Below are 26,468 nucleotides of genomic sequence, written 5' to 3' on the forward strand. Positions count from 1 at the left end.
AAGCGGAACCCGCTCCTTCACCTTGGCAGAAATACTCCGGGGGAGCCGCGCGCCGCGCGGCGGGGGCAGCGCCCCCTCCCCGCCCGCCTTCCTGCCGCACCCGTGCAATTGCCCTTGAGCCATGCGCCCCCCGCCGCTAAGCCTGCCGCAAAGGAGACCCTCGCCGATGCCGATGAACAGCTTTGGACACCTCTTCCGCGTCACCACCTGGGGCGAAAGCCACGGGCCCGCGCTTGGCGCCACCGTCGACGGCTGCCCGCCGAACGTGCCGCTGGAGGAGGCGATGCTGCAGCACTGGCTCGACAAGCGCCGCCCGGGCCAGAGCAAGCACACCACCCAGCGCAAGGAACCGGACGCGGTCAAGATCCTGTCGGGCGTGTTCGAGGGCAAGTCCACCGGCATGCCGATCCAGCTGATGATCGAAAACACCGACCAGCGCTCCAAGGATTACGGCGACATCGCCCAGACCTTCCGCCCGGGCCATGCCGACATCACCTACTTCCAGAAATACGGCAACCGCGACTACCGCGGCGGCGGCCGCTCCTCGGCGCGGGAAACCGCGGCGCGGGTTGCGGCGGGCGGTGTTGCACGTGAAGCAATCAAGGCGCTGGCTCCGGGGGTGGAGATCACGGGCTACATGACCCGCATGGGCGATCTGGAGATCGACCGCAGCCGGTTTGACTGGGACGCCATCAGCCGGAACGACTTCTGGATCCCCGACGCCGCCGCGGTGCCGGAATGGGAAGCTTACCTGCAAGGCTTGCGCAAGGCGCATGATTCCGTTGGCGCCGTGGTCGAAGTGGTTGCCCGGGGCGTGCCCGCGGGCCTTGGCGCGCCGGTCTACGGCAAGTTGGACACCGATCTGGCGGCCGCGATGATGTCGATCAACGCCGTGAAAGGCGTGGAAATCGGCGAGGGCATGAACGCCGCCCGGCTGAAAGGCTCGGAGAACGCCGACGAGATCTTCATGGGCGGGAACGGCCCGGAGTATTCCTCCAACCACGCAGGCGGCGTCCTCGGCGGCATTTCCACCGGCCAGGATCTGGTGGTGCGTTTTGCGGTGAAGCCCACGTCCTCGATCCTCACGCCGCGCAAGTCGATCCGCAAGGACGGCACCGCGACCGAGGTCATCACCAAGGGCCGCCATGACCCCTGTGTCGGCATCCGCGCGGTGCCGGTGGCGGAAGCGATGATGGCCTGCGTGATCCTCGATCACCTGCTCCTGCACCGCGGCCAGGTCGGCCAGAACCAGGGTCATATCGGCTGAACATCAGGCTCTGAACGGCGCCGGCGCAGTCTGGCCCCTTGGCTGGGCGGGCTCTCCGGCGCCCCTCAGCCGTGTTCGCTTTCGCATTGGCTGTGGTCGCCCAGCGCCGTCAGCACTTTGCACTCGCCGCCATTGCCGCCGTCACAAAGATGGCTGATCCGCTCCAGCTCCGCCGCCAGCCGCTGCAATCGGGCAATGCGCTGCCGGATGCTGGCGAGCTGGCTGCGGGCAATGCGGTCGGCCTCGGCGCAGTCGGTGCCCAGATGGCCGTCGAGCCCCATCAGAACCTTGATGTCCTCCAGCGCAAAGCCGAGATCGCGCGCGTGTTTGATGAAGCCCAGCGCCTCCAGCCCGTCCTGCCCGTAGCGGCGCTGATTGCCGGCATTGCGCTCCGCCTCCGGCAGCAGGCCGATCTCCTCGTAGTAGCGGATGGTCGGCACTTTCACGCCGGTGGTTTTCGACAGCTGGCCGATGGAAAACATCGCGGGAACCCTCTTGAAGCTCTAGTGACTAGAGCACCTACCTTGGTCCCGAATCAGGAATAGGGACAAGAGACCAATGGCAGGATGCTGCAACCATGAGGCCCGTTTCGACGGGGTATCGGCGGATTACAAACGCAGGCTCTGGCTGGTGATCGCCATCAACGCGGGCATGTTCGCGGTGGAGATGGGCGCGGGCCAGCTCGCGGGCAGCCAGGCGCTGAAGGCGGACGCGCTGGATTTTCTGGGCGATGCGATGACTTACGGGATTTCGCTGGCGGTGATCGGCGCCAGCCTGCGCACCCGGTCGCTGGCGGCGCTTGGCAAGGGGATCAGCCTGCTGCTGATGGGGCTGTGGGTGTTCGGCTCGACGGTCTATCAGGTGTTTTACGTGGGCGTGCCGCAGGCGCATGTGATGGGCATCATCGGCTTCATGGCGCTGGCGGCCAATCTGATTTCGGTGCTGCTGCTTGCCGCCTACAAGGACGGCGACGCCAATGTGCGCTCGGTCTGGCTGTGCTCGCGCAACGATGCAATTGGCAATGTGGCAGTGATGATCGCGGCGCTTGGGGTCTGGGGCACCGCCACCGGCTGGCCGGATCTGATCGTGGCCGGCATCATGGCCGGGCTGTTCCTGAACTCTGCCTTCCTGATCCTGGTGCAGGCCCTCCGGGAACGGCGCGAGGAAGAGGCGCACCGCCTGGCGCATCAAAGCTGAGGGCTGCGGATGCGCGTCCGCTCCTTGGGAAATTCCACTAAGGACAGCTGCACAGTCACCCCACACGCACGTGCCGCCTGCGGCACGGGCAGCGCCCGACCGCCCCCGTCAAACCGCAGGTTTGCCTACGGCAAAACGGGCGGGCGCTTCGCTTCCGCCCGCGGTCGGGCACTGCCCTCTGCAGGTTAACCGAACAGCCCTGCGTGTTCTTCGCGCAGGGCTTTCTTCTGCACCTTGCCCATGGTGTTGCGCGGCAACGCCTCCGCCAGCAGGATCCGCTTGGGCTGCTTGAAACGGGCCAGCTGTCCCGCAAGCGCCGCCTCGATGGCCTCCGCACTGGTGCCTTCGCCGGACGGCACCACAATGGCCACCACGGCCTCACCGAAATCGGGATGCGGCACGCCGATTACCGCGCTTTCCAGCACACCGGGCAGATCGTCGATCAGGCTCTCCACCTCCTTGGGGTAGACGTTGAAGCCGCCGGTGATGACCAGATCCTTCTCCCGCCCGACGATGGTGACATAGCCGTCCGCGCCGATCTTCGCGAGGTCGCCGGTGATGAACCAGCCGTCCGGCAGCAGCTCCTCTGCGGTCTTCTCCGGCATCTGCCAATAGCCCTGGAACACATTCGGGCCCCGCACGTGCAGCACGCCAATCTCATCCGGCGCGGCCTCGACGGCGCCATTCATCACCCGCGCCTCCACCCCCGGCAGCGGCAGCCCCACCGTGCCCGCGCGGCGCTCGCCCTCATAGGGGTTGGAAGTGCTCATGTTGGTTTCCGTCATCCCGTAGCGCTCCAGGATGCGGTGCCCGGTGCGGGCCTCCCATTGCGCGTGGGTATCCGCCAGAAGCGGCGCCGAGCCGGAGATGAACAGGCGCATGCTCGCCGCGCGCTCCCGCGTCAGCCGGTCCTCCGCGAGCAGCCTTGTGTAGAAGGTCGGCACCCCCATCAGCGCCGTTGCCCGCGGCATTGCATCAAGGATCGCCGCCGCATCGAACCCCGGCAGGAACACCACCCGGCAGCCCGCCAGCAGCGCGACGTTGGTGGCAACGAACAGCCCGTGGGTGTGGAAGATCGGCAGCGCGTGGATCAGCACGTCATCCTGGGTGAAGCGCCAATAGTCCCGCAGGGTGAGCGAGTTGGAGGCGAGATTATCGTGGCTCAGCATCGCCCCCTTGGAGCGCCCGGTGGTGCCCGAAGTATAGAGGATTGCGGCCAGATCGTCACCCGCACGGGCAACCGGCTCGAACCCCGCCTGCGAATCGGCCAGATCGCGCAGCGTGCCCTGCCCTGCGCTGTCCAAGGTCAGCACCTTCGCCGCGCCCGCCACGCCCTGAATCTCTGCCAGCCGGGACGGATCGCAGACCACAACACGGGGGCTGGCGTCGGAGACGAAATAGGCCACCTCCGGCGCGGTATAAGCGGTGTTGAGCGGCAGGAAGACCGCCCCCGCCATCACCGTGCCCAAGTAGAGCTCAATCGCTTCGATGGTCTTGGAGACCTGCGCCGCCACCCGGCCGCCCGGCTCCACTCCCTCCGCCACCAGCGCCGCGGCGATCCGCTCGGCCCCGGCAAACAGCGCGCCAAAGGTGACGGAACTGCCCGAGGGCAGCGCGGCAAAGACCGCGTCCTCGCGACCGAGTGAAGCGGCGCGCAAGGCGCGGATCAGGGGGTTGGCGTCATACATCGGCTCTCTCCTGTCTGAACCGGCGCCATTTGCGCCCGGCCCTCTGTCGAAATCAAGCCATTGATCTTTGCCGCCCGCGGGCGCAGGGTCGCGTCATGGCAAAACCGTTAACATCGCATCGGCCGGTGCTGGCTGTCCTGCTCAAGGTCGCCGCCATCGGGCTGTTCACCGTGCTGGCCGCGCTCATCAAGGCCACCTCAGACGAGGTGCCCGCGGGGGAGGCGGTGTTCTTCCGCTCCTTCTTCGCGATCCCCGTCATCGTTGTCTGGCTCGCCTTTCGCGGCGATCTGCGGCACGGGCTGATCACGCGCAATCCGATGGTGCATGTCTGGCGCGGGCTTGTCGGCACCTCGGCGATGGGGATGACCTTCATGGGGCTGGCGCTGCTGCCGCTGCCCGAGGTCACCGCGATCGGCTATGCAACCCCGATCTTCACCCTGATCCTCGCCGCCCTGTTTCTGGGAGAGACCATTCGCATGGTGCGCATCACCGCGGTGGCTGTGGGGCTTCTGGGGGTGCTGATCATGATCTGGCCGCGGCTTGGCGGGCTGAGCGGCAGCGCGGGTCTCAGCGACGGGGCCGCGCTGGGAGTGGTGCTGGTGCTCGCCGCCACGGTGGCGCGCGGTTTCGTGCAGATCCACATCCGCCGCATGGTGCAGAGCGAGCATACCGCGGCCATCGTCTTCTACTTCTCGCTCACCGCCTCCGGCCTCGCCCTGCTGACCGCGCCCTTCGGCTGGGTGATGCCGCCGCCGGAGGCGCTGTGGCTGCTGATTGGCGCCGGGCTGATCGGCGGGGTGGCGCAGATCCTCGTCACCTCTTCCTACCGCTTTGCGCCCGCCTCGATGCTGGCACCCTACGACTATGCCTCGATGATCTTTGCCATCGTGATCGGCTACCTGTGGTTCGACGAATGGCCAACGCTGGTGATGCTGGCGGGTGCTGCCCTGGTGATCCTTGCCAACGCCGTAGTGATCTGGCGCGAGAGCCGGCTTGGCGTGCAGCGCGGCAAGGCGCGGCCGATGATGGACTTCAAGGGCGGCTGAACGAACCGCCCCCGAAGTGTGGCTCGTGGCTCTATCCTGACCAGAAGCCCACGACCATCGCGCCCAGCGCCACCGCGTGGATGAGCATGATCGCGCGGTCGTTCCACAACACGCCAACCAGGAACCACCCGGTCAGACCGGCAAAGAACAGGTAGATGTTCCAGGGGTGCGCGCCCCAGGCGGTGGCGGCGTAACCCAGGATCTGGATCACCGACGCCGCCCATTTCAGTACGAAGACCGGCGGCAACGCCGCCGGCAGGCTGCGCGCTTCAGACCGCACGGGTCAGCCCGCCGTCAATGCGAATATTCTGTCCGGTAGTATAGGCCGCCGCATCGGAGGCCAGATAGGCCACCAGCGCCGAGACCTCGCGGGCGGTGCCATAGCGCCCCATAGGGATGCGCGCCTTGCGGTCTGCGGTTTCCGGCAGGCTGTCGATGAAGCCCGGCAGCACGTTGTTCATCCGCACGCCCTGAGCGGCGAACTTGTCCGCAAACAGCTTGGTGAAGCTTGCAAGCCCGGCCCGGAACACGCCCGAGGTGGGGAACAGCGGATCGGGCTCGAATGCTGCAAAGGTGGAGATGTTGACGATCGAGCCGCCGCCCTGCGCCGCCATGACCGGCGCCACCAGCCGCGCCGGTCGGATCACGTTCATCAGGTAGACGTCCATACCCAGGTGCCAGTCGTCATCGCTGATCTCCAGGATATCGCCCTTGGGCCCGTGCCCTGCGGAGTTCACCAGCACGTCGATCCGCCCCCAGCGGTCCATCGTCTTGTCCACCAGCGCCTGCAGGTCCTCAGGCGACAGGTTGGAGCCGGTGTGCCCCACGCCGCCCAGCTCCTCCGCAAGCGCCGCGCCGCGGCCCGAGGGCGAAAGGATCGCCACCTCGTAACCCTGTTCGTGCAGATGCCGCGCCGCGTCTGCGCCCATGCCGCTGCCTGCGGCGGTAAAGACTGCTACCTTGGTCATGGCGAATTCTCCTGATTTGCTGCTGCCGCGAATATGCGCGCCGCATCGCCGCTTGACCAATCATGTCTGATCGCTTCAGACTGTAGCAAAACTACTGGCTGAAATCCTATGCGCCTGCCCAATCTGAACGCCCTGCGGATGTTCGACGCCGCTGCCCGCCACTTGAACTTCGGCCGCGCCGCGGAGGAGCTGCACCTGACCCAGGGCGCCGTGGCGCAGCAGGTGCGCAAGCTGGAGCTGGAGCTGGGCCACAAGCTGTTCAGCCGCCACGCCCGCGGCCTCACCCTCACCGACGCCGGGCGCGGCTACCACGCCCCGGTGCGCCAGGCGCTGGCGCTGATCGCCGAGGCAACGGGCAAGCTGGCCCCTGATGTCCACCGCGTCACCCTGTCGGTGCCGCCCTCGCTGGCCTCAAAATGGCTGCTGCCCCGCCTGCCCGCCTTCGGCGCCGCCCACCCGGAGATCGAACTGCGCGTGGTGGCGGAAGAGAGCCTCGCCGACCTGCGCCCCGGCGGCGCCGGGCTGGCGATCCGCCAAGGCAGCAAACCGCAAGCTGCGGGACTGGAGACAGCGCTGCTCGCGCCGCTCGATCTGGTGGCGGCGGTGCATCCCGACGTGGCTCAGACACTTGGGAAATCGCCGGATCTGGAGACACTGGCAGGCGCCACGCTGATCCAGGACGGCCACCGCCACTGGGACCGGCTGCTGCGCGACTCCGGGCTGAACCCGCGCGGCAGAATGCTGCAATTCAACCAGACCGCACTGGCAATGGACGCGGCGGTGAACGGCCAGGGCATCGCCTTGGTGCCGCGGTTGTTTCTGGGCGGCCAGCCCCTGGAAGCCGTCTGGCAGGCCCCCGAAACCGAAGATCACGCCCGGGACCAGGGCTTCCACGTGCTCTGGCCCGCCCGCAGCCCCGCCGCCGCAGTCGTCGCCCGCTGGCTGCTGAGCCAGTAGACCGAGCGCTCAACCATCCATATCCGGGCGGTCCTTGCTGCCGCGGCTGCTCATCAGGCGGCTCATCGCCAGGATGGCTGCCGTCGCCGCCGCCGCCAGCCCCGCATGCACGTAATACCCCAGCCCCGACGCCATCCCAACCGATCCCGCCACCCAAAGGCTCGCCGCCGTCGCCATGCCGCCGACCCGCTCGTCGCCCTGGATAATCGCCCCCGCACCCAGGAAGCCGATCGCCCCGATCAGCCCCTGCATCAGCCGGGTCGGATCGGCGTTCAGCTCCAGCTCCACCGCCTGCAACGACATCTCCATCGTAATCAGCGCAAAGCTGGCTGCGCCCAAGGACACAATCATATAGGTGCGGATACCCACCTTGCGGTGCCTCAGTTCCCGGTCGAGCCCCAGCAGCGCCCCAGCCGCCGCTGCACAAAGCAGCCGCAGGCACAGTTCCGTCAGCTCCACATAGGCAAAATTCAGTTCCATCCCGTTCTCCTGCCGCCTGAATGCCACGGTAGCGGAAACGGGCGGCGCGCCAAACACCTGCTGCGCGCCCTGGACTGATGACCCCCCGCGCGGATTTTCGGCACATCGCCAGCCCCCGCATTAAATGGACGAAGTGAGCTTTCTCCAAGGCTGCACCAACACCGGTTTAGCGCAAGTACTGAAACGCGTTGCGCAAGCTGCCGCCACCATGCTCAAGCCAATGCCGTTCCTCTTCGCTGAGCAGGTCAGTTATACGGGCGTTGTAGGCGGCTAGATCTGTGCCGGTGAGGACGCCGAGCCACTTTTGAGAAGTTCCGCTGTCGAAGAAATCCGAGTCCTTTTGCCAAAAACCTTCGCCTGCTGAAACCGCGAAGCGCTCCGCGTTTTTCTTCATGTTCTCGAACTTTGCGGCGGCGATCAATTCATCCATCAAAGCAGGCGGATGCAGGATGGAGACGTGTTCTGCAATCTGATGGACGGCAGCGTTCAAATCACGGATCATGTCGGCGTAGTGCAAACACAAAAAGTTCGTCTGGCCAGCCAACTCCAGTGCGCTGCGAAAATGATCGGCGATGGATTCAAGGCTCGCTCCGTCGCGATGATCGCCTTCGAGAAAAATGCGGAATCCTTCATGAATGTCAGGCGGATAAATATCGCCTAGCACATCCTGTTTCATGTTTTCGACGTGCCGCCTGAAGGAAAGGTGCACGTCGATTGGATGGCGAAAAACTGAAATGTAACTGAGATCAGGGCACAGGGGGATACCGTCAAGAGGCGTGTGAGTCTTTATCTGGCGGCGGCCCGTCTGAGCGTTGAGCGCTGCAATGATCTCGTCCTGTTCGGGTGTTTCGATGTCTATCCAGGGTGCATTCCGGGAGATCGCGGCATCTACGTTGGGATCGCCGGATAAAAGCAATGCCAGAATACCTTGCGTCCATGTCGTTCCGGACTTTGGGGGCGTGGAAACCACAATGTCACCCGGCCGCGGCTTCAAGCTGTTCCAGCGCTCGGGATCGGCAATTTTGCCGGTGTAACGACGACTTGGTGGTTGAGGGCTGCGAAGCATACCTGTCAGCTACGTGTTCTTCGGGAACAGCGAAAGCCGGCGCGCACAAAAAAAGCGGACCCAAGTAAAGCCTGCAGCATCGGTTGAGGTGGGCCCGGAACGGCCATTGCGCTCCAAGCCCTGAGAACCCCCGCCTGCACCTTGTGCCGCGAAGGGCTGGCGCTCATGGCGGGGGTCGGCCCAAAGTTCCTCGCGCGCCCGGCTTACGAGCGCACCAGCTTCTCGTAGTCCTGCGCAATCCCGCGGGTCAGCGCGCCGACCTCAAACTTGTAGGGCCCGATCTCGCCCACCGGCGTCACTTCGGCGGCGGTGCCGGTCAGCCAGCACTGCTCGAAGCCCTCCATCTCCTCGGGCATGATGTGGCGCTCATGCACGGTGATGCCCTTGTCCTTCAGCATCTGGATCACGGTCTGCCGGGTCAGCCCGTTGAGGAAGCAATCCGGCAGGGGCGTATGCACCTCGCCGTCCTTCACGAAGAAGATGTTGGCGCCGGTCGCCTCCGCCACATAGCCGCGGTAATCCATGAACAGCGCATCCGAGCAGCCCTTGGCCTCCGCCTTGTGCTTGGAGATGGTGCAGATCATGTAGAGGCCGGCCGCCTTGGCATGCACCGGGATGGTCTCCGGGCTGGGCCGCTTCCATTCCGCGATGTCGAGCTTGGCGCCCTGCATCTTGGCATCGCCGTAATAGGCGCCCCAGCCCCAGACCGCGATCGCCATCCGCACCGGGTTGCGGGCCGAGGCCACGCCCATATCCTCGCCCGCGCCGCGCCAGACCAGCGCCCGCACATAGGCGTCCTGCAGCCCGCTGGCCTTCAGCGTCTCTTCCTTGGCGGCTTCGATCTGATCCACGGTGTAAGGCATCGGCATGTCCAGAGCATCGGCCGAGGCGATCAGCCGCTCGGAATGCTCCCGGCTCTTGAAGATCTTGCCGTTATAGGCGCGCTCGCCTTCGAATACCGAGGAGGCGTAATGCATCGCATGGGTCAGGATGTGCACCTTGGCATCCCGCCAATCGACCAGCTCGCCATCCATCCAGATCAAACCGTCACGGTCCTCATATCCCGCCATGTCATACCTCCTCACCCTCAGGGTGTTTGCATTAGTTGCGCCCGAAATGGCCGCTGCGGACATAATATTGCGCCAAAGCTTCGATTCGATACATCTTCGGACTTGGAATGTCAACAAGGCTGACTTAAACTGACGGCAAGACGAAGAAGGGGACACCAATGCCGGAAGGGCGATCAGGGCAGGGATTTGGCAGCGAAAGCCTGCTGTTTCTAACGGATGAGCAGCTGCGCCAGGGGATCGAGGCGATGTTTTTCGCCTACCAGGGCTTCACCGCCGACCCGGACCGGATCCTGGCGGAAATGTCTTACGGCCGCGCGCATCACCGCGCCATCCATTTCATCAACCGCGCGCCCGGCACCACGGTCAACAACCTTCTGTCGATCCTCGGCGTCACCAAGCAGTCGCTGAACCGGGTGCTGCGCACGCTGATCGGCGACGGCCTGGTGGAAAGCCGGGTCGGCCAGCTCGACAAGCGCGAACGCCACCTCTCCCTCACCGAGGCGGGCGAGGCGCTGGAGGCAACCCTCTCGGACGCGCAGCGCGCCCGCATGCGCGCCGCCTACAAAGAGGCGGGACCGGACGCGGTGCAGGGCTTCAAGAAAGTGCTGGAGGCGATGATGGACGCCGACATGCGCCGCGCCTACGCCAAGCTCCGGGACAGCGGCCCATGAACGCGGCCGATGCCCACTTGCTGATCGTCGACGACGACGAGCGCATCCGCGGCCTGTTGCGCAAGTTCCTGATGCGCGCGGGCTTTCTGGTCACGGCCGCGCGCGATGCCGCCCATGCCCGCCGCCTGCTGACAGGATTGGACTTCGACCTCATCGTCCTCGACGTGATGATGCCCGGTGAGGATGGCATTGCCCTCACCCGCTCCTTGCGCAGCCGGATGGCCACGCCGGTGCTGCTGCTGACGGCCAAGGGCGAAACCGACGACCGCATCGCAGGGCTGGAGGCGGGCGCCGACGATTACCTCTCCAAACCTTTCGAGCCCAAGGAGCTCTTGCTGCGCGTCAACGCCATCCTGCGGCGGATGCCGGACACCGCCGCCGCGGACAGCGCCCCCAAGGTGCTGCACCTGGGGGCGATCCGCTATGACATCGAACGCGGCGAAATGTGGCAGGGCGACGAGCTGATCCGCCTCACCGGCACCGAAAGCCAGCTGATGCGGATCTTCTCGGCGCAGCCGGGCGAGCCGGTCTCGCGCAGCAAACTGGTCGAGGACCTCGGCCGCGACCGCGGCCAGGCTCAGGAACGCGCGGTCGATGTGCAGATCACCCGCCTGCGCCGCAAGATCGAGCCGAATCCCAAGCAGCCGCAATACCTGCAGACGGTGCGCGGCGCAGGCTACATGCTGGCCCCCGACTGAAGCTGCTCAAGAAAACTCCGTTTCGCCAGTCTCAGGCTTCCAATCCCCCGGCTGGCTCCGGCGCCGTCCGGCCGCTACCCCTGGCAGCCGCTTTCTGACCAAAAATACCCATAGCCCGGCCTCCCCCTCGCTCCCGCCGCCTCTGAAACGCAGCCCCCGCCCCACTTTCTGACCCGAAATACCCCGGGGTCCGGGACAGCGCCCCGGCTCTGCCCGCTCCAGTTCCCGCTTGCCCCGCTGCCGCCCCGCCCCCTACCCTCGCAGGCAACCCCGGACGCAGGAGGACAAGAAGCCGATGATCACCGCCCCCAGAACGGCCCTCATCACCCACGCCGACTGCCTGCAGCACGTCACCCCCGACGGCCATCCCGAGCGGGTCGCGCGGCTGGAACACGTGCTGCACGCACTGGAGCCGCTGGACCTCACCCGGGTCACCGCCCCGATGGCCGCCGAGGACGACATCCTGCGCCTCCACCCGGCCGCCTACCTGGCCGAACTGCGCGACACCCTGCCCGCCGAAGGCTTTGCCCAGATCGACAGCGATACCTTCATGTCGCCGGGCTCGCTCGATGCGGCCTTCCGTGCCGCGGGCGCCGTGCTGCGCGCCGTGGACATGGTGCTGGGCGGCGAGGTGCAGAACGCCTTTGCCGCGGTGCGCCCGCCCGGCCATCACGCGGAAACCGAAACCGCGATGGGCTTTTGCCTGTTCGGCAACGCGGCATTGGCCGCGAAACACGCGCTCGGCCACCACGGGCTCGAACGTGTCGCGGTAGTGGATTTCGACGTGCACCATGGCAACGGCACCCAGGATCTTTTGTGGGACGAGCCGCGCGCGCTGTTCATCTCCAGCCAGCAGATGCCGCTCTGGCCCGGTTCCGGCCGGCCCGAGGAGGACGGCGCCCATGGCCAGATCCTCAACCTGCCGCTGGCGCCCGGCACCGATGGCCCGCACATGCGTGCGGCCTATGTGGACCAGGCCTTTCCGCGCCTGCGCGCCTTCAAGCCGGAGCTGATCATCCTCTCCGCCGGATTCGATGCCCACCAGGACGACCCGCTGGCCAATCTGAACTGGAGCACCGCCGATTTCGCCTGGCTCACTGCCGAACTCTGCGCTCTTGCGGAGGAGCTCTGCCAGGGCCGTATCGTCTCGACTTTGGAGGGCGGATATGATCTGAACGCGCTGGCCGCGTCGGCGCGCGCGCATGTGGAAGAATTGATAAGGGCAGCATCATGACCGAGACCCCCGTCGAACAGATGAGCTTTGAACAGGCGATGCGCGAATTGGAAGGCGTGGTCGACCAGCTGGAACGCGGCGACGTGGCGCTGGACGCCTCGATCGCGCTTTACGAGCGCGGTGCCGCGCTGAAGAAGCGCTGCGAGGACGAGTTGAAGCGCGCCGAGGAAAAGGTCGCCGCCATCACGCTCGACGCCAACGGCACGCCGACCGGCACCACGCCGCTGGACGCGGGCTGAACATGACGGCCGTGCTGGAGGCAGCCTCCCGCCCTTTTGCGACTGCGCTCGCGGACGCCCAGTCCCGCATATCCGCCCATGCGGAGGCGCGGCTGGCGGGCGGCGACGATCTGCACGCGGCGATGCGTTATGCGCTGGCCGGCGGCAAGATGCTGCGCGGCTTCCTGGTGCTGGAAAGCGCCCGGCTGCACGGCGTCGCCGAGGCCGCAGCGCTGGAGGCGGCGCTGGCGATCGAATGCATTCACGCCTACTCGCTGGTGCATGACGACCTGCCCTGCATGGACGACGACGATCTGCGCCGCGGCCAGCCCACCCTGCACCGCAAGTGGGACGAGGCAACGGCGGTGCTGGCGGGCGACAGCCTGCAAAGCTTCGCCTTCGAGCTGCTGACGGACCCCGGCCTCGGCCCCAATGCGCTGCCGCTGATCCGTGGCCTCGCGCAGGCTTCCGGCAAGGACGGCATGGTGTCGGGCCAGATGCTGGACATCGCGGCTGAAACCGCGGGCACCCCGCTGACGCTGGACCAGATCACCCTGCTCCAGAGCCGCAAGACCGGCTGCCTGATCGAATGGTCTGCCACCGCCGGCGCGGTGCTGGCAGGCGCCGACCCCGCCCCGCTGCGGCACTATGCAACCGCGCTTGGCCTTGCCTTCCAGATCGCCGACGACATTCTCGATGTGGAGGGCGACGCCGCCAAGGTCGGCAAGCGGGTGCGCAAGGATGCCGAGGCGGGCAAGGCGACATTTGTCTCGCTCCTGGGGCTGGAGGCCGCCAAGACCCGCGCCCGGCAGCTTTCCGCCGAGGCCTGCGAGGCGCTCGTCCCATATGGCGCTGCGGCCGCAACCTTGAAGGAGGCTGCGCGTTTCGTTATTGCCCGCGACAGCTAACCCCGCGCGCCACGCCCCCGCATCCTGCCCGGCGCAGCCCAAGGAGACACCATGTCCGACCGGCCCAAGACCCCGCTTCTGGACCAGATCGCCCGCCCGGCGGATTTGAAGGGGCTGAGCGACCGGCAGCTTGACCAGCTGGCGCATGAGCTGCGGCAGGAAACCATCTCGGCCGTTTCGGTCACCGGCGGCCACCTCGGCGCAGGCCTTGGCGTGGTGGAGCTGACCGTGGCGCTGCACGCGGTCTTCGACACCCCGCGCGACAAGGTGATCTGGGACGTCTCGCACCAGTGCTACCCGCACAAGATCCTCACCGGCCGCCGCGACCGCATCCGCACCCTGCGGATGAAGGATGGGCTCTCGGGCTTCACCAAGCGCTCGGAATCGCCATACGACCCGTTTGGCGCGGCACACAGCTCCACCTCGATCAGCGCCGCCCTTGGCTTTGCCACCGCGCGTGACCTCGGCGGCGTGGTGCCCGAGGGGCTGGGCGACGCCATCGCGGTGATTGGCGACGGCTCGATGTCCGCTGGCATGGCGTTTGAGGCGATGAACAACGCAGGCCACCTCGGCAAGCGGCTGATCGTGATCCTGAACGACAACGAGATGTCGATCGCGCCGCCGGTGGGGGCGCTGTCGTCCTATCTGTCGCGGCTTTACGCCGGTGAGCCCTTCCAGGAGCTGAAGGCCGCCGCCAAGGGCGCCGTCTCACTGCTGCCCGGCCCCTTCCGCGAAGGCGCCAAACGCGCCAAGGACATGCTGAAGGGCATGGCGGTGGGCGGCACCCTGTTCGAAGCGCTTGGCTTTTCCTACCTCGGACCCATCGACGGCCATGACCTCGACCAGCTCCTGCCGGTTCTGCGCACGGTGAAATCCCGCGCCTCCGGGCCGATCCTGATCCACGTGCTTACCAAGAAGGGCAAGGGCTACGCGCCCGCGGAGGCTGCCCGGGACAAGGGCCATGCCACCGCCAAGTTCGACATGGTGACCGGCGAGCAGAAGAAGGCGCCCTCCAACGCGCCCTCCTACACGTCCGTCTTCGGCAACACGCTGGTGAAGCTCGCCGCCGAGGACGACAAGATCTGCGCCGTCACCGCCGCGATGCCGGACGGCACCGGCCTCAACCTGATGGCCGAACGCTACCCCTCGCGCACCTTCGACGTGGGCATTGCCGAGCAGCACGGCGTCACCTTCTCGGCCGCACTTGCGGCGGGCGGGATGAAGCCTTTCTGCGTTATGTATTCCACCTTCCTGCAGCGCGGCTACGATCAGGTCGTGCACGACGTGGCGATCCAGCGCCTGCCGGTGCGCTTCGCCATCGACCGCGCCGGGCTGGTCGGCGCCGACGGCGCCACTCATGCGGGCTCCTTCGACATTGCCTATATGACGAACCTGCCCGGCATGGTGGTGATGGCCGCCGCCGACGAGGCCGAGCTGGTCCACATGACCGCCACCGCCGCCGCGCATGACGACGGCCCCATCGCCTTCCGCTACCCCCGTGGGGAGGGCGAGGGCGTCGAAATGCCGGATGAGCCGCAAGTGCTGGAGATCGGCAAGGGCCGGATGATCCAAACGGGCAAGCGCGTCGCCCTCCTGTCCTTCGGCACCCGCCTGGGCGAGGTGAAGAAGGCCGCCGAGTCGCTCGCCGCCAAGGGTATCACCCCGACAATCGCAGACGCCCGTTTCGCCAAACCGCTGGACCGCGATCTGATCCTAAAGCTGGCGGCCGGTCACGAGGCGCTGATCACCATAGAGGAAGGCGCGGTGGGCGGCTTCGGCTCCCACGTGGCGCAGCTCCTGGCCGAGGAAGGCGTTTTCGACGAGGGGCTCAAGTACCGGTCCATGGTGCTGCCCGATACTTTCATCGACCAGGCCAGCCCGGCGGACATGTATGAAGCCGCGGCAATGAACGCGCCGCAGATCGAAGCCAAAGTGCTCGAGGTTCTGGGCGTGGCGACGATTGCGGAGAAGCGGGCGTAACCCCCTGATTGTCAATCATGCCGTATTGGCACGCTCTCATGCGTGACGCATCGCTCCGTCTTGAGTGTTGTCTGCGCGGGACAAGGCCGCAGGCCGCCGCGCATCGCCGGCGCGCGCCGGAGAGGCGGGGCTCTCTACCCAAACACGGGATAGTGGATTTCACTTCTTCCGCTGCGCATCACGGACGCGGCCGAGTGCCCCAAGGCAGCAGAAAGGCCCGTTCCTGACCGCAGACGGCCCGGCCCCGGGCCTCACACCCCCGGCGGCTCCGATGGCGGCACGAAGCTCTCCATGTCCTCGGCCGCCAGCACCGCGCGCAGCCCCTCGCGGTAGGTCGGGTACAGCAGCTCCACCCCCAGATCCTCCTTAATGCGCCGGTTCCGCACCCGCTTGTTCTCGCCGTAGAAACTGCGCGCCATCGCGCTCATGCCGGCCTCCTCGAAAGGCACCTCGGGCGGAACCGGCAGACCCAAGAGCTCCGCCGCATAGCCCAGCACATCCTGCGGCGGGGCTGGGTCGTTGTCGCAGACGTTGTAGACCGCCCCCGGGTTGGGCCGCGCGATGGAAGCCGCGAGCACCTGCGCGATGTCGTCGACATGGATGCGCGAGAACACCTGGCCCGGTTTCACGATCCGCCGCGCGCGGCCCGCCATCAGCTTGGCAAAGGGGCCGCGGCCGGGGCCATAGATGCCAGCAAGCCGGAAGATGTGCAGCGGCAGGCCGGCGATGGCCTGCCATTCCGCCTCGGCCCGCGCCCGCCAGGCGCCGCGGCGGCTGGAAGGGGTAAGGGGCGCCGTCTCATCCACCCAGGCGCCATCGTGGTGGCCATAGACCGCGGTGGTCGACAAATAGCCCGCCCACTCCAGGTCCGGCGCCGCGGCGATTTGGCCTCCCATCACCGCCAGCACCGGATCGCCCGCCTCCTCCGGCGCAATCGAGCTCAACAGATGCGTCACGCCCTCGAGCGGCACCGCCTCACCCGGCCAGGTGATCATCTCCACACCTTCAAACCCCGCCGCCTCCCGCGAGGTGCCGATGATGCGCCAGCCCTCCGCCAGCAGCCGCGGCGCCAGCGCCCGCGCGGTATAGCCAAATCCCAGACACAGAAGCGTTTTTTTCATGGCCCATAGATGCGGCGGCGGATCCGGCAGTGCAAGGCTTGATTCGAATCTCCTGCCGCCCTTTCATGCCTGCCATGAACAATGACAAACCGGACCTGTCCAAGGCCTATTCCCTGCAATCCCCGCAAGGCGCCAAGCGGCTCTATGCGGATTGGGCCGAGACCTATGATGCGCAGTTTGCAGCCAGGCAAGGCTATATCCTGCCGGCCCAGACCGCCAAGGCCTTTGCCGCGGCGGGCGGGCGCGGTCCGGTGCTCGACGTGGGCGCAGGCACCGGCCTCTGCGGCGAGGCGCTGCAGGCACTTGGCACCGGCCCTATTGACGCCACCGACATCAGCCCCGAAATGCTGCGCGAGGCGCTGCGCAAGGACGTCTACCGCGACGTGATCGAAGCCGACTTGCGGCTCGGCATCCCAGTGCCGCGCAACGCCTACCGCGGGGTGATCTCCTGCGGCACCTTCACCCACGGCCACATCGGCCCCGAGGTGCTGCCCGCGCTGTTGCGGGTGGCGGCGCCGAATGCGCAGTTTGCCCTTTCGATTAACACGAAATTCTACAAGAAGGCCGGTTTCGCCGGAGCCTTCGACCGGCTGTTGCGCGGGCAATGGATCAAGACCCTGACGCTCTGTGAGGTGCCGATTTACGACACGCGCGCCAATGGCGCGGCGGCTGGCGATCACGCCGGGGACACCGCGCTGATCGCCCTGTTCCGCCGGATCTGACCCGCGCCGCGCGCCAGCGCGGCGCCCGGCCCAACGGCCGGGAGGGTATCTCCGATGCCCGCCCGGCGGGCGGGAGCCCCCACCTGCCGTCTCCTCCGCCGCTTGCTGCTACTCGCCCTTCCAGACCGGATCGCGCTTCTCCGCAAAGGCGCGCGCGCCCTCCAGCTGATCCTCCGAACGATAGAGCCGCTCCACCGTGGCCAGCTGGCTCCGGGTGATCCGGTTCATCGCATCCTGGAACTTGCTGTCCTCGGCGTCGCGCACGATCTCCTTTATCGCCGCATAGACCAAGGGCGGCCCCGAGGCGAGCAGCCGCGCCATCTCCCAGGCGCGGTCCATCAGCCGCTCCGCCGCCACGATCTCGTTCACCAGCCCCCAGCGGTGCGCTTCCTCCGCGTCGAACCAGCGCCCGGTCAGCAGCAGCTCCATCGCGATGTGATAGGGGATGCGCTTGGGCAGCTTGACCGAGGCGGCATCCGCCACCGTGCCCGAGCGGATCTCCGGCAGCGCAAATGTGGCATGCTCCGCCGCCAGGATGATGTCGGCAGAAATCGCCAGCTCCAGCCCGCCGCCGCAGGCGATGCCGTTGACCGCAGCGATCACCGGCTTGTTCATGCCGCGCATCTCCTGCAGCCCGCCAAAGCCGCCAACACCGTAATCGCCATCCACCGCGTCGCCATCGGCCGCGGCCTTCAGGTCCCAGCCGGGGCAAAAAAACTTCCCGCCGCCGCCGGTCAGGATCGCCACCCGCAGCCCGGGATCGTCGCGGAACTCCCGGAACACCTCGCCCATCAGCCGCGAGGTCTTGAGGTCGATGGCATTGGCCTTGGGCCGGTCCAGGGTCACTTCCAGAATGGCGTCCTCGCGGCGCGTCTTCACGGGGCTTTCGGTCATCTTCTCTCCCTTCCGGCACCGCTCCGGGCGCCGCTTTCATGCATCAAGGCAGGCCGGGCGCAAAGCCCGCTGCCGGTTCCTGTTGCAAGCCTCAGTACTTGCGCCGCATCAGCGCATCCGCCGCCACCGCATCCTCGGGCGTGCAGAGCAGCGGGTTGATCTCGATCTCTTCCAGTCCGGCGGCGTTCTCCACCACGTAGAGCTCCACCGCCCGCACCGCGCGCAGAATCGCCTCGCGGTCCGCCGGCGGCGCGCCGCGGTAGCCTGCCAGCAGTGGCGCAATGCGCAGGCTGTGCAGCGCCGCTTCGATCTCCGCATCCGAGGCCGGCAGCAGCAGCGAGGCGCTGTCCCGCATCACTTCGGTCAGGGTGCCGCCCGCGGCGAGCGTCAGCACAAATCCATGCGCCGGATCCTTCACCACGCCGATCAGCAGCTCGGCCACGGCCCCGGTCACCATCTCCTCGACCAAAAAGCGCCGGGCCGGCATGCGGAAGGCGGCATCGCTCACCTCCTGCCCCGAGCCGAGGTTGAGCACCACCGCCCCGGCCTCGGTCTTGTGGGCCACGCCCTCGCCCTTCAGCACCACCGGGAATCCGACATCCACCGCCACTGCCCGTGCCGTTCCGGCCGAGGCAGCGCGCTTGGACCGCGGCACCCGCAGGCCATAGGCGGCGAGCTGGCGCTTGGCCTCGGCCTCGGGGATCAGCTCCGGCTCCACCGCGGGCGTCGGCAGCAGCAAGGGCGCGGGCTCCGGCGGCAACGGCAGGCTGGCCGCCGCGCAGGCGGAAATTGCCTCGCGCAGCCCGCAGAGCGGCACCACCCCTGCCGCCATCAGCCGTTCTGCCACATCCTCGGGCAGCAGCTCCGGCAAGGTCGCCGCCATCGCCACCGGGCGGCCGCTCTGCTGCCGGGCGCCGATCGCGGCCTCGATGGCGCAGTCCCAGTCGGAGGCATCGCAGCGGTCGGCGCGGGGGAAGTCCGCGATCAGCAGCGTGATCGCCAGCTCCGGGTCGGCCATTGCAGCAAAGGCGCGGGTCATCGCCGATGCGTCGCGCCAGATATACGTGTGGTAGTCCAGCGGGTTGGCCAGTGCCACCATCGGCCCCAGTGCATCCCGCAGATCCGCCTTCTGGCACGCAGTTAGCGGCGGAAACACCACGCCGCTCCCCTCTGCGGTATCCGCCGCCAGGCTCGCCTCGCCCCCCGAACAGCTGATCGAGGCAATCCGGTTCGACGGCAGCCGCCCGGCAACATGCAAAAGCTTCAGCGTCTCGAGGAAGGCGGGCAGGTCGTCCAGGCGCGGAATGCCAAGCCGCGCCAGCAGCGCCCCGGCCCCGGCATCGCCGCCCGCAAGCGACGCTGTGTGCGACACGGTTGCCGCGCGCGCCTCCGCCGATTTGCCGACTTTCAGAGCCACGATCGGCTTGCCCAGCGCCCGCGCCCGCGCCGCCAGCGCCTCAAAAGCGCGCAGATCGCCGAAGCCCTCGATATGCAGCCCCAGCGCGGTGACCCGGTCGTCCTCCAACAGCGCCGTGCCGATCTCCGCAATGCCCGACTGCGCCTGGTTGCCTGCGGTCACCACATAGGCCAACGGCACCCCGCGGCGCTGCATGGTGAGGTTGATCGCGATGTTCGAGCTCTGCGTGACCAGCGCCACACCCCGCTCCACCCGCGCACCGCCATGCTGGTCCGGCCACAACAGCGCGCCGTCCAGATAGTTGATGAAGCCATAACAATTGGGCCCGAGGAAGGGCATGTCCCCTGCCGCCGCCACCAGCTGCGCCTGCAGATCCGCGCCCCCGGCATCCTCCGCTGCCGCCTCCAGGAAGCCGGAGGCAAAACACACCGCCCCGCCCGCGCCCCGCGCCGCCAGCGCCCTCACCACCTCAATGGTGGCAATGCGGTTCACCCCGATGAAGGCCGCATCCGGCGCTTCGGGCAGGCTTTCCGCGTCGCGGAATGCAGGCAGGCCCGCAACCTCGCCGGCCTTTGGATGCACAGGCCAGATGTCACCCGCAAATCCCATCTTGCGGCATTGCTCGATCACCAGCCGGCACCAGGCGCCGCCGCCGATCACGGCAATGGATTTCGGCCGGAACAGCCGGGAGAGGTCGCGTGTCATGTCAGAAGCGGTCCGCTGCTTGAGAGTTGGGGAGCCTCCGGCGGGGATATTTCCAGCCAGAAGAATTAAGGGGTTCTTTACCAGAATCACACGCAATGATTGTGCGGTACAGGCGGGGACGCCGATGACCGCGCCAGGAGAAGGCCCCCGGTTGCGGCCTGGCCCGCCGGGGGCTGGATCTGCGCCCCTGGCTTCTTCTGGCTTCAAATATCCCCGCCGGAGGCATCCTGCCCTAGCCTCCGGTGCTGCGGTCGAGATGGCCAAGATCCCGGTCCGGCGCAATGCGGTCGCGCAGGCGCTGCTTCAGCTCCCTGGCATCGGGAAAGCCGCCATCGCGCTTGCGCTCCCAGATCACTGCGCCATCGGCGCGGATCTCGAAGATGCCGCCGGACTCGCCCGGCACCAGGGTGACGCCGCCGAGGCTGCCTTCGAATGTTTGCAACAGTTCCTGCGCCATCCAGCCCGCCCGCAGCAGCCAGTTGCAGCCGGTGCAGTAGGTGATCGTCACCACCGGTTTCGGGGCAGCGCCCGTCTCATTGGGTGCGTCGGCGGCGCCGGTGTCTGCCATGTCTCATCCTCCAAGCGGGCGCAGCATCTCGCGGCTGATGATGTGCCGCTGGATTTCACTGGTGCCCTCCCAGATACGCTCCACCCGCGCGTCGCGCCAGATGCGTTCGAGCGGCAGCTCGTCCATCAGCCCCATGCCGCCGTGGATCTGGATTGCCTCGTCGGCAACGAAGGCCAGCATTTCGGTCGCCTTCAGCTTGGCCATCGACATGTCGCTCTCGGTCACCGTGCCCTGGTCGAACTTCCAGCCCGCTTCCCAGGTCAAGAGGTTCGCCGCCTTCAGCTCCAGCGCCATATCGGCAAGCTTGAAGGAGACGCCCTGGAACTTGCCGATCTGCTGGCCGAACTGGCGGCGCTCAGCCGCGTATTCCACCGAATGCTGCAGCGCGCGCTCGGCCCGGCCCAAGCAGGTGGCCGCGACCTGCAGCCGGGTGGCGCCCAGCCAGGTGTTGGCCACCTCGAAGCCCTTGCCCACCTCGCCCAGCACCGCCCGTGACGGCAGCCGGCAGTCGTCGAATTCCAGCACCGCATTGGTGTAGCCGCGGTGGCTCACGTTGCGGTAGCCGTCGCGCACGGTGAAACCCGGCGTGCCCTTATCGACGAAGAAGGCGGTGATCTTCTTCTTCACCCCGCGCGGCGTCTCCTCCTCGCCCGTCGCCATGAACACGATGGCAAAGTCGGCGATGTCGGCATGGCTGATGAAATGCTTGGTGCCGTTCAGGATCCAGTCATCGCCGTCCTTGCGGGCGCTGGCCTTCATGCCGCGCAGGTCCGATCCGGCGTCCGGTTCGGTCATCGCCAGGCAATCCCATTTCTCACCCTTCATGCAAGGGGTGAGGTACTTTTCCTTCTGCTCCTCGGTGCCCGCGAGCAGGATGTTGGAAGGGCGCGCAACGCCGGTCCAGTGCAGCGCGTAGTTGGCGCGGCCAAGCTCCTTTTCGTACATCAGCCAGGTCAGCGTATCGAGCCCGGCACCGCCCAGCTCTTCGGGCATGTTGGCCGCGTAAAGCCCGGCGTCCATCGCCTTCTTCTGCACCTCGCGGATCACCTCCATGTCGAGATGGCCGCTGCGCTCGATCGCCGCCTCATGCGGGTAGAGCTCCTTTTCCACGAAGGCGCGGGTGGTCCCGACGATCATCGATTGTTCTTCGGTCATCCCGAACTGCATGGCGGATCTCCCCGGTCTGTCTGCTGCCTCGCAGAATAGGCGGCTTGCGGCGGCTGATCATGCGAAGTTAGACTAAATCATGCATGATTGGGTAAAAGATAACGCCGCAGTGCAGCGGGTCGATGTGCTGCTGTTCGATGCCTTCTCGGCCCACTGCCTGGCCAATACGGTGGAGCCCTTGCGCGCCGCCAACAGCCTGGCCGGGCGGCAGGCCTATGGCTGGCGGTTCCTGACGCTTGGGGGCGGGCCTGCGGTGTCCTCTTCCGGGATGGAGGTGCGGGCGCATGGGCGGCTTGCGGACTGCGGCGGCGGCATGCTGATCGTGATGCCCTCTTACGATTTCCTGCGCCATGCCACGCCGCAGGCGGCACGGGCGCTGAGGGCCGCGGCGCGGCGCTACGGCGTGCTGGCGGGGTTCGACACCGGTGCCTGGCTCCTGGCCGATGCCGGCCTTCTCGAGGGGCGGCGCGCGACCATTCACTGGCAGGAGCTGACCCGCTTCAGCGAGGCCTTTCCGGCGGTTCGGGCCGAACGCGCGCGCCATGTGGCGGACGGCAACCGGATTACCTGCACCGGGGCGCTGGCGGCGTTCGACACGATGATGGAGCTGATCGGCGCTCAGCATGGCGCGGCCTTGCGGCTGGAGGTGGCGGCGCTGTTCATGAGCCCGGAGGCCACCGGCAGCCAGGACCCGATTCTCGCCCGCGGCAAGCCGGTGGCGCGGGCGGTGGCCGCGATGCAGGCCAATCTGGAGACACCCTTGCCGATTGCCGCCATCGCCCGCGCCGCCGGGCGCAGCCAGAAGGAGCTGGAAGCGCGGATGAAGGCCGAGCTGGGCGCGACGCCGCAGGCGGTCTACCGGCGGCTGCGGCTGATCGAGGCGCGCCGGCTGGTGCTGGAAACCCGCCTCAGCGTGGCAGAGATTGCCCTGCGCTGCGGTTACGAGGACCCGAGCGCCCTGACCCGCGCTTTCCGGGCAGAGTTCGCCACCACCCCGCGCCGCCTGCGCGCAGCGGTCTGAGAAACGCAGGCCTGAAAAATGCCGGTTTCGCAGAAGGCCGCCAAAGCTCTTGCACTCTCCGCGGCAATAAGAACAATTGGGCCATGTCAGATAACAAAATCCCGAGCTGGCCCGACTCCGCCCAGAAACTGATCGACACCGCCGCCGGCCGCACCCCGGCCGAGATGGTGATCCGCCAGGGCGCTTGGGTCAATGTCCATACCCGCGAGGTCCTTGAGGGCCACGATATTGCCATCACCGAAGGCCGCATCGCCTATGTCGGCCCCGACGCCTCCTACTGCACCGGGCCGGACACCCAGGTGATCGAGGCCGAGGGCCGCTTCATGATCCCCGGCCTGTGCGACGCGCATATGCATATCGAGTCCGGCATGCTGACGCCGGCCGAATTTGCCCGCGCGGTGATCCCGCATGGCACCACCTCGATGTTCACCGATCCGCATGAGATCGCCAATGTCCTGGGTCTCGAAGGCGTGCGGCTGATGCATGACGAGGCGCTGCTGCAGCCGGTCAGCATCTTCACCCAGATGCCCTCCTGCGCGCCCTCCGCGCCGGGGCTGGAGACCACCGGCTTCGAGATCACCGCCGAAGACGTGGCGGAGGCGATGGGCTGGCCCGGCATCATCGGGCTGGGCGAGATGATGAACTTTCCCGGCGTGGCGAATGCCGATCCCAAAATGCTGGCCGAAATCGCCGCCACGCAAAGGGCGGGCAAGACCGTGGGCGGGCACTACGCCTCTCCCGACCTCGGCCCCGATTTCGCGGCCTATGTGGCGGGCGGCCCGGCGGATGACCACGAGGGCACCTGCGAGGCCGACGCCATTGCCCGCGTCCGCCAGGGGATGCGCTCGATGATGCGCTTGGGCTCGGCCTGGTATGACGTCGAAAGCCAGATCACCGCGGTGACCGAAAAAGGGCTGGACCCGCGCAACTTCATCCTCTGCACCGATGACTGCCATTCCGGCACGCTGGTCAACGACGGTCACATGAACCGGGTGGTGCGCCACGCCATTGCCTGCGGCTGCGACCCGGTGGTGGCCTTGCAGATGGCGACGATCAACACCGCCACCCATTTCGGGCTGGAGCGCGAGATTGGCTCGATCACACCGGGCCGCCGCGCCGACGTGATCCTGACCTCCGACCTCACGGCGCTGCCCGTCGAGGTGGTGATCGCCCGCGGCCAGGTGGTGGCGGAGCAGGGCGAGATCAAGGTGGACTGCCCGCATCTGGACTGGCCCGCACATGCCCGCGGCACCGTGCACCTGGGTCATGAGCTGACCGCAAAAGACTTTGAAATCCAGGCCCCCGATGGCGCCAACGCGGTCACTGCCAATGTGATCGGCGTAGTGGAAAACCAGGCCCCGACCAAGGCGCTCAAGGCCGAGCTGCCGGTCCGCGACGGGCTGGTCGAAGGTGAAGACGGGGTTTGCCAGATCGCGCTGGTCGAACGCCATCGCGGCACCGGCGGCGTCACCAATGCCTTCGTTGAGGGCTTCGGTTACCAGGGCAAGATGGCGATGGCCTCCACCGTCGCGCATGACAGCCACCACATGATCGTGGTCGGCACCGACCGCGCGCAGATGGCGCTGGCCGCGAACCGCCTGGCCGAAGTGGGCGGCGGCATCACCCTGTTCCGCGACGGCGCGGAACTGGCGCTGGTGGAGCTGCCGATTGCCGGTTTGATGTCCGACAGCCCCGCCACCGAAGTCGCCGCCAAGGCGCAGGGGCTGGTGGAGGCGATGCAGGCCTGCGGCTGCGGTCTCAACAACGCCTACATGCAGCATTCGCTCCTGGCGCTGGTGGTGATCCCGGAACTCAGGATCTCCGACCTTGGCCTGGTCGATGTGCGCACCTTCAAGAAAATCCCCGTGATCGAGCCCGCCGTATGATAACCACCAAACACCCCGGCCACCCGGATACCGAAAGCTTCACCGACGCTGCCGAGGCGGTCGACCGGCTGGAGCTGCTCTATGCCCAGGCCACCGGCTTCCTGTGTGACGAGTTCATCCGCGCGATGGCGGACGGGGCGCCGGACAACCAGCGCATCCGCGCCTATTATCCCGAGATCCGCTTCACCACCTCGACCTTTGCGCAGGTGGACAGCCGGCTCAGCTTCGGTCATGTCTCCGCCCCCGGCACCTATGCCACCACGGTGACCCGGCCCGACCTGTTCCGCAACTACCTGATCCAGCAGATCGGCCTGCTGATCCGAAACCACGGCCAGCCGGTCACCATCGGCGTCTCGGACACGCCGATCCCGGTGCATTTCGCGGTCGCCTCGCGCCCCGATCTGACGGTGCCGCAGGAGGGTGCTGCGGGCTTTACCTTGCGCGATGTCTTCGACGTGCCGGACCTGTCAACCACCAATGACGACATCGTCAACGGCACCTTCCAGCCCGCCAACGGCATCGGGCCGCTGTCGCTGTTCAGCGCCCAGCGCATCGACTACTCGCTGGCCCGGCTCAGCCACTACACCGCGACCAGCGCGGAGCACTTCCAGAACCACGTGCTGTTCACCAACTACCAGTTCTACGTCTCCGAGTTCGAAACCTTTGCCCGCAGCCAGCTCGCCGATCCGGCCTCGGGCTACACCAGCTTTGTCAGCACCGGCGACCACGAGATCAGCGATCCCGATGCCGAGCTGCCGCTCAGCCTGAAGCTGCCGCAGATGCCGACCTACCACCTGAAGCGCAAGGACGGGAACGGCATCACCCTGGTCAACATCGGCGTCGGCCCCTCCAACGCCAAGACCGCCACCGACCACATCGCGGTGCTGCGCCCGCATGCCTGGCTGATGGTGGGCCATTGCGCAGGCCTCAGGAACACCCAGGCGCTGGGAGATTTCGTGCTGGCCCATGCCTATCTGCGCGAAGACCACGTGCTCGACGACGACCTGCCGGTCTGGACCCCGATCCCGGCGCTGGCGGAAATCCAGGTCGCGCTGGAGGAGGCGGTGGAAGAGGTGAGCGAATTCGAAGGCTACGACCTCAAGCGCATCATGCGCACCGGCACCGTCGCCACCATCGACAACCGCAACTGGGAGCTCAGGGACCAGTCCGGCCCGGTGCAGCGGCTCAGCCAGTCCCGCGCCATCGCGCTGGACATGGAAAGCGCCACCATCGCCGCCAACGGCTACCGCTTCCGGGTGCCCTACGGCACGCTCCTGTGTGTGTCCGACAAACCGCTGCATGGCGAGCTGAAACTGCCGGGCATGGCGTCGGATTTCTACCAGACCCAGGTTGCGCGGCATCTGCAGATCGGCATAAGGGCGATGGAGCGGCTGCGCGGCATGCCGCTGGAGCGCCTGCACAGCCGTAAATTGCGTTCCTTCGACGAAACCGCCTTCCTTTGAAGGCAGAATTTTGCGAATTTCCGGGGAAAATTGCCTGTTTTCGTCTTTGCGGACGA

At 67.0% G+C, this 26,468-nt stretch carries 26 protein-coding genes; 14 read left to right on the top strand and 12 right to left on the bottom strand.

Annotation, left to right across the window (positions count from 1 at the left end):
• Positions 1-166: 166 nt before the first annotated feature.
• Positions 167-1,267, top strand: a complete 1,101-nt coding sequence (gene aroC, locus ACOHX0_RS01900; protein ID WP_420674941.1) for a chorismate synthase — start codon at positions 167-169, stop codon at positions 1,265-1,267.
• Between the two features lie 65 nt (positions 1,268-1,332).
• Here the strand turns inward: aroC and ACOHX0_RS01905 are convergent, their stop codons facing one another.
• Positions 1,333-1,749, bottom strand: a complete 417-nt coding sequence (locus ACOHX0_RS01905) for a MerR family transcriptional regulator (RefSeq protein WP_420674942.1) — start codon at positions 1,747-1,749, stop codon at positions 1,333-1,335.
• 76 nt (positions 1,750-1,825) lie between these two features.
• Here ACOHX0_RS01905 and ACOHX0_RS01910 point away from each other — a divergent pair, with 76 nt between their 5' ends.
• On the top strand, positions 1,826-2,464 hold the full coding sequence (locus tag ACOHX0_RS01910; protein WP_420674943.1) for a cation efflux transmembrane domain-containing protein: 639 nt from the start codon (positions 1,826-1,828) through the stop codon (positions 2,462-2,464).
• A gap of 185 nt (positions 2,465-2,649) precedes the next feature.
• On the opposite strand, the gene ACOHX0_RS01915 is transcribed toward ACOHX0_RS01910, so the two are convergent.
• On the bottom strand, positions 2,650-4,152 hold the full coding sequence (locus ACOHX0_RS01915; RefSeq protein ID WP_420674944.1) for a malonate--CoA ligase: 1,503 nt from the start codon (positions 4,150-4,152) through the stop codon (positions 2,650-2,652).
• A 95-nt stretch (positions 4,153-4,247) separates the two neighbouring features.
• On the opposite strand from ACOHX0_RS01915, the gene ACOHX0_RS01920 reads away from it, so the two are divergent.
• The gene (locus ACOHX0_RS01920) at positions 4,248-5,198 is read left to right on the top strand and encodes a DMT family transporter (protein WP_420674945.1); all 951 of its coding nucleotides are present in this window, start codon (positions 4,248-4,250) and stop codon (positions 5,196-5,198) included.
• 31 nt (positions 5,199-5,229) lie between these two features.
• On the opposite strand, the gene ACOHX0_RS01925 is transcribed toward ACOHX0_RS01920, so the two are convergent.
• The gene (locus ACOHX0_RS01925) at positions 5,230-5,478 is read right to left on the bottom strand and encodes a DUF6552 family protein (protein ID WP_420674946.1); all 249 of its coding nucleotides are present in this window, start codon (positions 5,476-5,478) and stop codon (positions 5,230-5,232) included.
• A complete protein-coding gene (locus tag ACOHX0_RS01930) occupies positions 5,468-6,166 on the bottom strand; it encodes an SDR family oxidoreductase (protein ID WP_420674947.1) in 699 nt (232 codons plus the stop codon). Before ACOHX0_RS01930 ends, ACOHX0_RS01925 begins: the two co-directional genes overlap by 11 nt.
• Before the next feature lie 108 nt (positions 6,167-6,274).
• Here ACOHX0_RS01930 and ACOHX0_RS01935 point away from each other — a divergent pair, with 108 nt between their 5' ends.
• Positions 6,275-7,123, top strand: coding sequence for a LysR substrate-binding domain-containing protein (locus ACOHX0_RS01935; protein ID WP_420674948.1), 849 nt, complete (start codon positions 6,275-6,277; stop codon positions 7,121-7,123).
• Positions 7,124-7,132: 9 nt separating this feature from the next.
• Here ACOHX0_RS01935 and ACOHX0_RS01940 read toward each other — a convergent pair whose 3' ends face one another.
• The 3 genes from ACOHX0_RS01940 to ACOHX0_RS01950 form a co-directional block, all read right to left on the bottom strand.
• The gene (locus ACOHX0_RS01940) at positions 7,133-7,603 is read right to left on the bottom strand and encodes an MgtC/SapB family protein (protein ID WP_420674949.1); all 471 of its coding nucleotides are present in this window, start codon (positions 7,601-7,603) and stop codon (positions 7,133-7,135) included.
• A gap of 166 nt (positions 7,604-7,769) precedes the next feature.
• Positions 7,770-8,669: a sulfotransferase domain-containing protein gene (locus ACOHX0_RS01945; protein WP_420674950.1), complete on the bottom strand. Its 900-nt coding sequence runs from the start codon at positions 8,667-8,669 to the stop codon at positions 7,770-7,772.
• Positions 8,670-8,872: 203 nt separating this feature from the next.
• Positions 8,873-9,739: a branched-chain amino acid aminotransferase gene (locus ACOHX0_RS01950; protein WP_420674951.1), complete on the bottom strand. Its 867-nt coding sequence runs from the start codon at positions 9,737-9,739 to the stop codon at positions 8,873-8,875.
• A gap of 158 nt (positions 9,740-9,897) precedes the next feature.
• On the opposite strand from ACOHX0_RS01950, the gene ACOHX0_RS01955 reads away from it, so the two are divergent.
• The 6 genes from ACOHX0_RS01955 to dxs all read left to right on the top strand — a co-directional run bounded on the left by ACOHX0_RS01955 (position 9,898) and on the right by dxs (position 15,448).
• Positions 9,898-10,410: a MarR family winged helix-turn-helix transcriptional regulator gene (locus ACOHX0_RS01955; RefSeq protein WP_420674952.1), complete on the top strand. Its 513-nt coding sequence runs from the start codon at positions 9,898-9,900 to the stop codon at positions 10,408-10,410.
• Positions 10,407-11,108, top strand: a complete 702-nt coding sequence (locus ACOHX0_RS01960; RefSeq protein WP_420674953.1) for a response regulator — start codon at positions 10,407-10,409, stop codon at positions 11,106-11,108. The genes ACOHX0_RS01955 and ACOHX0_RS01960 overlap by 4 nt, the downstream gene beginning before the upstream one ends.
• A 295-nt stretch (positions 11,109-11,403) precedes the next feature.
• Positions 11,404-12,342: a histone deacetylase family protein gene (locus ACOHX0_RS01965; protein ID WP_420674954.1), complete on the top strand. Its 939-nt coding sequence runs from the start codon at positions 11,404-11,406 to the stop codon at positions 12,340-12,342.
• On the top strand, positions 12,339-12,581 hold the full coding sequence (locus ACOHX0_RS01970) for an exodeoxyribonuclease VII small subunit (RefSeq protein ID WP_420674955.1): 243 nt from the start codon (positions 12,339-12,341) through the stop codon (positions 12,579-12,581). Before ACOHX0_RS01965 ends, ACOHX0_RS01970 begins: the two co-directional genes overlap by 4 nt.
• A 2-nt stretch (positions 12,582-12,583) precedes the next feature.
• On the top strand, positions 12,584-13,468 hold the full coding sequence (locus ACOHX0_RS01975; protein WP_420674956.1) for a polyprenyl synthetase family protein: 885 nt from the start codon (positions 12,584-12,586) through the stop codon (positions 13,466-13,468).
• Between the two features lie 51 nt (positions 13,469-13,519).
• Positions 13,520-15,448 (top strand): 1-deoxy-D-xylulose-5-phosphate synthase, encoded by a 1,929-nt coding sequence (gene dxs / locus ACOHX0_RS01980; RefSeq protein ID WP_420674957.1) that lies wholly within the window; start codon positions 13,520-13,522, stop codon positions 15,446-15,448.
• Positions 15,449-15,699: 251 nt separating this feature from the next.
• Here the strand turns inward: dxs and ACOHX0_RS01985 are convergent, their stop codons facing one another.
• Positions 15,700-16,569 (bottom strand): SDR family oxidoreductase, encoded by an 870-nt coding sequence (locus ACOHX0_RS01985; protein ID WP_420674958.1) that lies wholly within the window; start codon positions 16,567-16,569, stop codon positions 15,700-15,702.
• Between the two features lie 74 nt (positions 16,570-16,643).
• Between ACOHX0_RS01985 and ACOHX0_RS01990 the strand changes: the two genes are divergently transcribed.
• Positions 16,644-17,291 (top strand): class I SAM-dependent DNA methyltransferase, encoded by a 648-nt coding sequence (locus ACOHX0_RS01990; RefSeq protein WP_420674959.1) that lies wholly within the window; start codon positions 16,644-16,646, stop codon positions 17,289-17,291.
• A 108-nt stretch (positions 17,292-17,399) separates the two neighbouring features.
• Here the strand turns inward: ACOHX0_RS01990 and ACOHX0_RS01995 are convergent, their stop codons facing one another.
• The 4 genes from ACOHX0_RS01995 to ACOHX0_RS02010 all read right to left on the bottom strand — a co-directional run bounded on the left by ACOHX0_RS01995 (position 17,400) and on the right by ACOHX0_RS02010 (position 22,042).
• Positions 17,400-18,185 (bottom strand): carnitinyl-CoA dehydratase, encoded by a 786-nt coding sequence (locus ACOHX0_RS01995; RefSeq protein ID WP_420674960.1) that lies wholly within the window; start codon positions 18,183-18,185, stop codon positions 17,400-17,402.
• Positions 18,186-18,276: 91 nt separating this feature from the next.
• Positions 18,277-20,307, bottom strand: a complete 2,031-nt coding sequence (locus ACOHX0_RS02000; RefSeq protein WP_420674961.1) for an acetate--CoA ligase family protein — start codon at positions 20,305-20,307, stop codon at positions 18,277-18,279.
• Positions 20,308-20,539: 232 nt separating this feature from the next.
• Positions 20,540-20,875, bottom strand: coding sequence for an Rdx family protein (locus ACOHX0_RS02005; protein ID WP_420674962.1), 336 nt, complete (start codon positions 20,873-20,875; stop codon positions 20,540-20,542).
• A 3-nt stretch (positions 20,876-20,878) separates the two neighbouring features.
• Complete coding sequence (locus ACOHX0_RS02010; RefSeq protein ID WP_420674963.1) at positions 20,879-22,042, bottom strand: acyl-CoA dehydrogenase family protein; 1,164 nt, start codon at positions 22,040-22,042, stop codon at positions 20,879-20,881.
• Between the two features lie 79 nt (positions 22,043-22,121).
• On the opposite strand from ACOHX0_RS02010, the gene ACOHX0_RS02015 reads away from it, so the two are divergent.
• The 3 genes from ACOHX0_RS02015 (at position 22,122) to ACOHX0_RS02025 (ending at position 26,412) form a co-directional block, all read left to right on the top strand.
• Entirely contained in the window at positions 22,122-23,063 is a 942-nt protein-coding gene (locus ACOHX0_RS02015; protein WP_420674964.1) for a GlxA family transcriptional regulator, read from the top strand.
• 83 nt (positions 23,064-23,146) lie between these two features.
• Positions 23,147-24,949 (top strand): adenine deaminase, encoded by a 1,803-nt coding sequence (ade, locus tag ACOHX0_RS02020; protein WP_420674965.1) that lies wholly within the window; start codon positions 23,147-23,149, stop codon positions 24,947-24,949.
• Positions 24,946-26,412, top strand: a complete 1,467-nt coding sequence (locus tag ACOHX0_RS02025; protein WP_420674966.1) for an AMP nucleosidase — start codon at positions 24,946-24,948, stop codon at positions 26,410-26,412. The genes ade and ACOHX0_RS02025 overlap by 4 nt, the downstream gene beginning before the upstream one ends.
• Positions 26,413-26,468: the final 56 nt, after the last annotated feature.

The sequence above is a fragment of the Cribrihabitans pelagius genome (assembly GCF_048820915.1).
Taxonomy (GTDB): Bacteria; Pseudomonadota; Alphaproteobacteria; order Rhodobacterales; family Rhodobacteraceae; genus Cribrihabitans_A; species Cribrihabitans_A pelagius.

Bases quoted from the DNA above. Each gene is read 5' to 3' on its own strand.
- ACOHX0_RS02005 (WP_420674962.1), bottom strand. From the start codon at position 20,875: ATGGCAGACACCGGCGCCGCCGACGCACCCAATGAGACGGGCGCTGCC.
- ACOHX0_RS01945 (WP_420674950.1), bottom strand. From the start codon at position 8,669: ATGCTTCGCAGCCCTCAACCACCAAGTCGTCGTTACACCGGCAAAATT.
- ACOHX0_RS01995 (WP_420674960.1), bottom strand. From the start codon at position 18,185: ATGACCGAAAGCCCCGTGAAGACGCGCCGCGAGGACGCCATTCTGGAA.
- ACOHX0_RS01960 (WP_420674953.1), top strand. From the start codon at position 10,407: ATGAACGCGGCCGATGCCCACTTGCTGATCGTCGACGACGACGAGCGC.
- ACOHX0_RS01985 (WP_420674958.1), bottom strand. From the start codon at position 16,569: ATGAAAAAAACGCTTCTGTGTCTGGGATTTGGCTATACCGCGCGGGCG.
- ACOHX0_RS02000 (WP_420674961.1), bottom strand. From the start codon at position 20,307: ATGACACGCGACCTCTCCCGGCTGTTCCGGCCGAAATCCATTGCCGTG.
- ACOHX0_RS01915 (WP_420674944.1), bottom strand. From the start codon at position 4,152: ATGTATGACGCCAACCCCCTGATCCGCGCCTTGCGCGCCGCTTCACTC.
- ACOHX0_RS01905 (WP_420674942.1), bottom strand. From the start codon at position 1,749: ATGTTTTCCATCGGCCAGCTGTCGAAAACCACCGGCGTGAAAGTGCCG.
- ACOHX0_RS01935 (WP_420674948.1), top strand. From the start codon at position 6,275: ATGCGCCTGCCCAATCTGAACGCCCTGCGGATGTTCGACGCCGCTGCC.
- ACOHX0_RS01975 (WP_420674956.1), top strand. From the start codon at position 12,584: ATGACGGCCGTGCTGGAGGCAGCCTCCCGCCCTTTTGCGACTGCGCTC.
- ACOHX0_RS02015 (WP_420674964.1), top strand. From the start codon at position 22,122: ATGCATGATTGGGTAAAAGATAACGCCGCAGTGCAGCGGGTCGATGTG.
- ACOHX0_RS01955 (WP_420674952.1), top strand. From the start codon at position 9,898: ATGCCGGAAGGGCGATCAGGGCAGGGATTTGGCAGCGAAAGCCTGCTG.
- ACOHX0_RS02025 (WP_420674966.1), top strand. From the start codon at position 24,946: ATGATAACCACCAAACACCCCGGCCACCCGGATACCGAAAGCTTCACC.
- ACOHX0_RS01965 (WP_420674954.1), top strand. From the start codon at position 11,404: ATGATCACCGCCCCCAGAACGGCCCTCATCACCCACGCCGACTGCCTG.
- ACOHX0_RS01950 (WP_420674951.1), bottom strand. From the start codon at position 9,739: ATGGCGGGATATGAGGACCGTGACGGTTTGATCTGGATGGATGGCGAG.
- ACOHX0_RS01930 (WP_420674947.1), bottom strand. From the start codon at position 6,166: ATGACCAAGGTAGCAGTCTTTACCGCCGCAGGCAGCGGCATGGGCGCA.
- ACOHX0_RS02010 (WP_420674963.1), bottom strand. From the start codon at position 22,042: ATGCAGTTCGGGATGACCGAAGAACAATCGATGATCGTCGGGACCACC.
- ACOHX0_RS01920 (WP_420674945.1), top strand. From the start codon at position 4,248: ATGGCAAAACCGTTAACATCGCATCGGCCGGTGCTGGCTGTCCTGCTC.
- dxs (WP_420674957.1), top strand. From the start codon at position 13,520: ATGTCCGACCGGCCCAAGACCCCGCTTCTGGACCAGATCGCCCGCCCG.
- ACOHX0_RS01990 (WP_420674959.1), top strand. From the start codon at position 16,644: ATGAACAATGACAAACCGGACCTGTCCAAGGCCTATTCCCTGCAATCC.
- ACOHX0_RS01910 (WP_420674943.1), top strand. From the start codon at position 1,826: ATGGCAGGATGCTGCAACCATGAGGCCCGTTTCGACGGGGTATCGGCG.
- ACOHX0_RS01970 (WP_420674955.1), top strand. From the start codon at position 12,339: ATGACCGAGACCCCCGTCGAACAGATGAGCTTTGAACAGGCGATGCGC.
- aroC (WP_420674941.1), top strand. From the start codon at position 167: ATGCCGATGAACAGCTTTGGACACCTCTTCCGCGTCACCACCTGGGGC.
- ade (WP_420674965.1), top strand. From the start codon at position 23,147: ATGTCAGATAACAAAATCCCGAGCTGGCCCGACTCCGCCCAGAAACTG.
- ACOHX0_RS01940 (WP_420674949.1), bottom strand. From the start codon at position 7,603: ATGGAACTGAATTTTGCCTATGTGGAGCTGACGGAACTGTGCCTGCGG.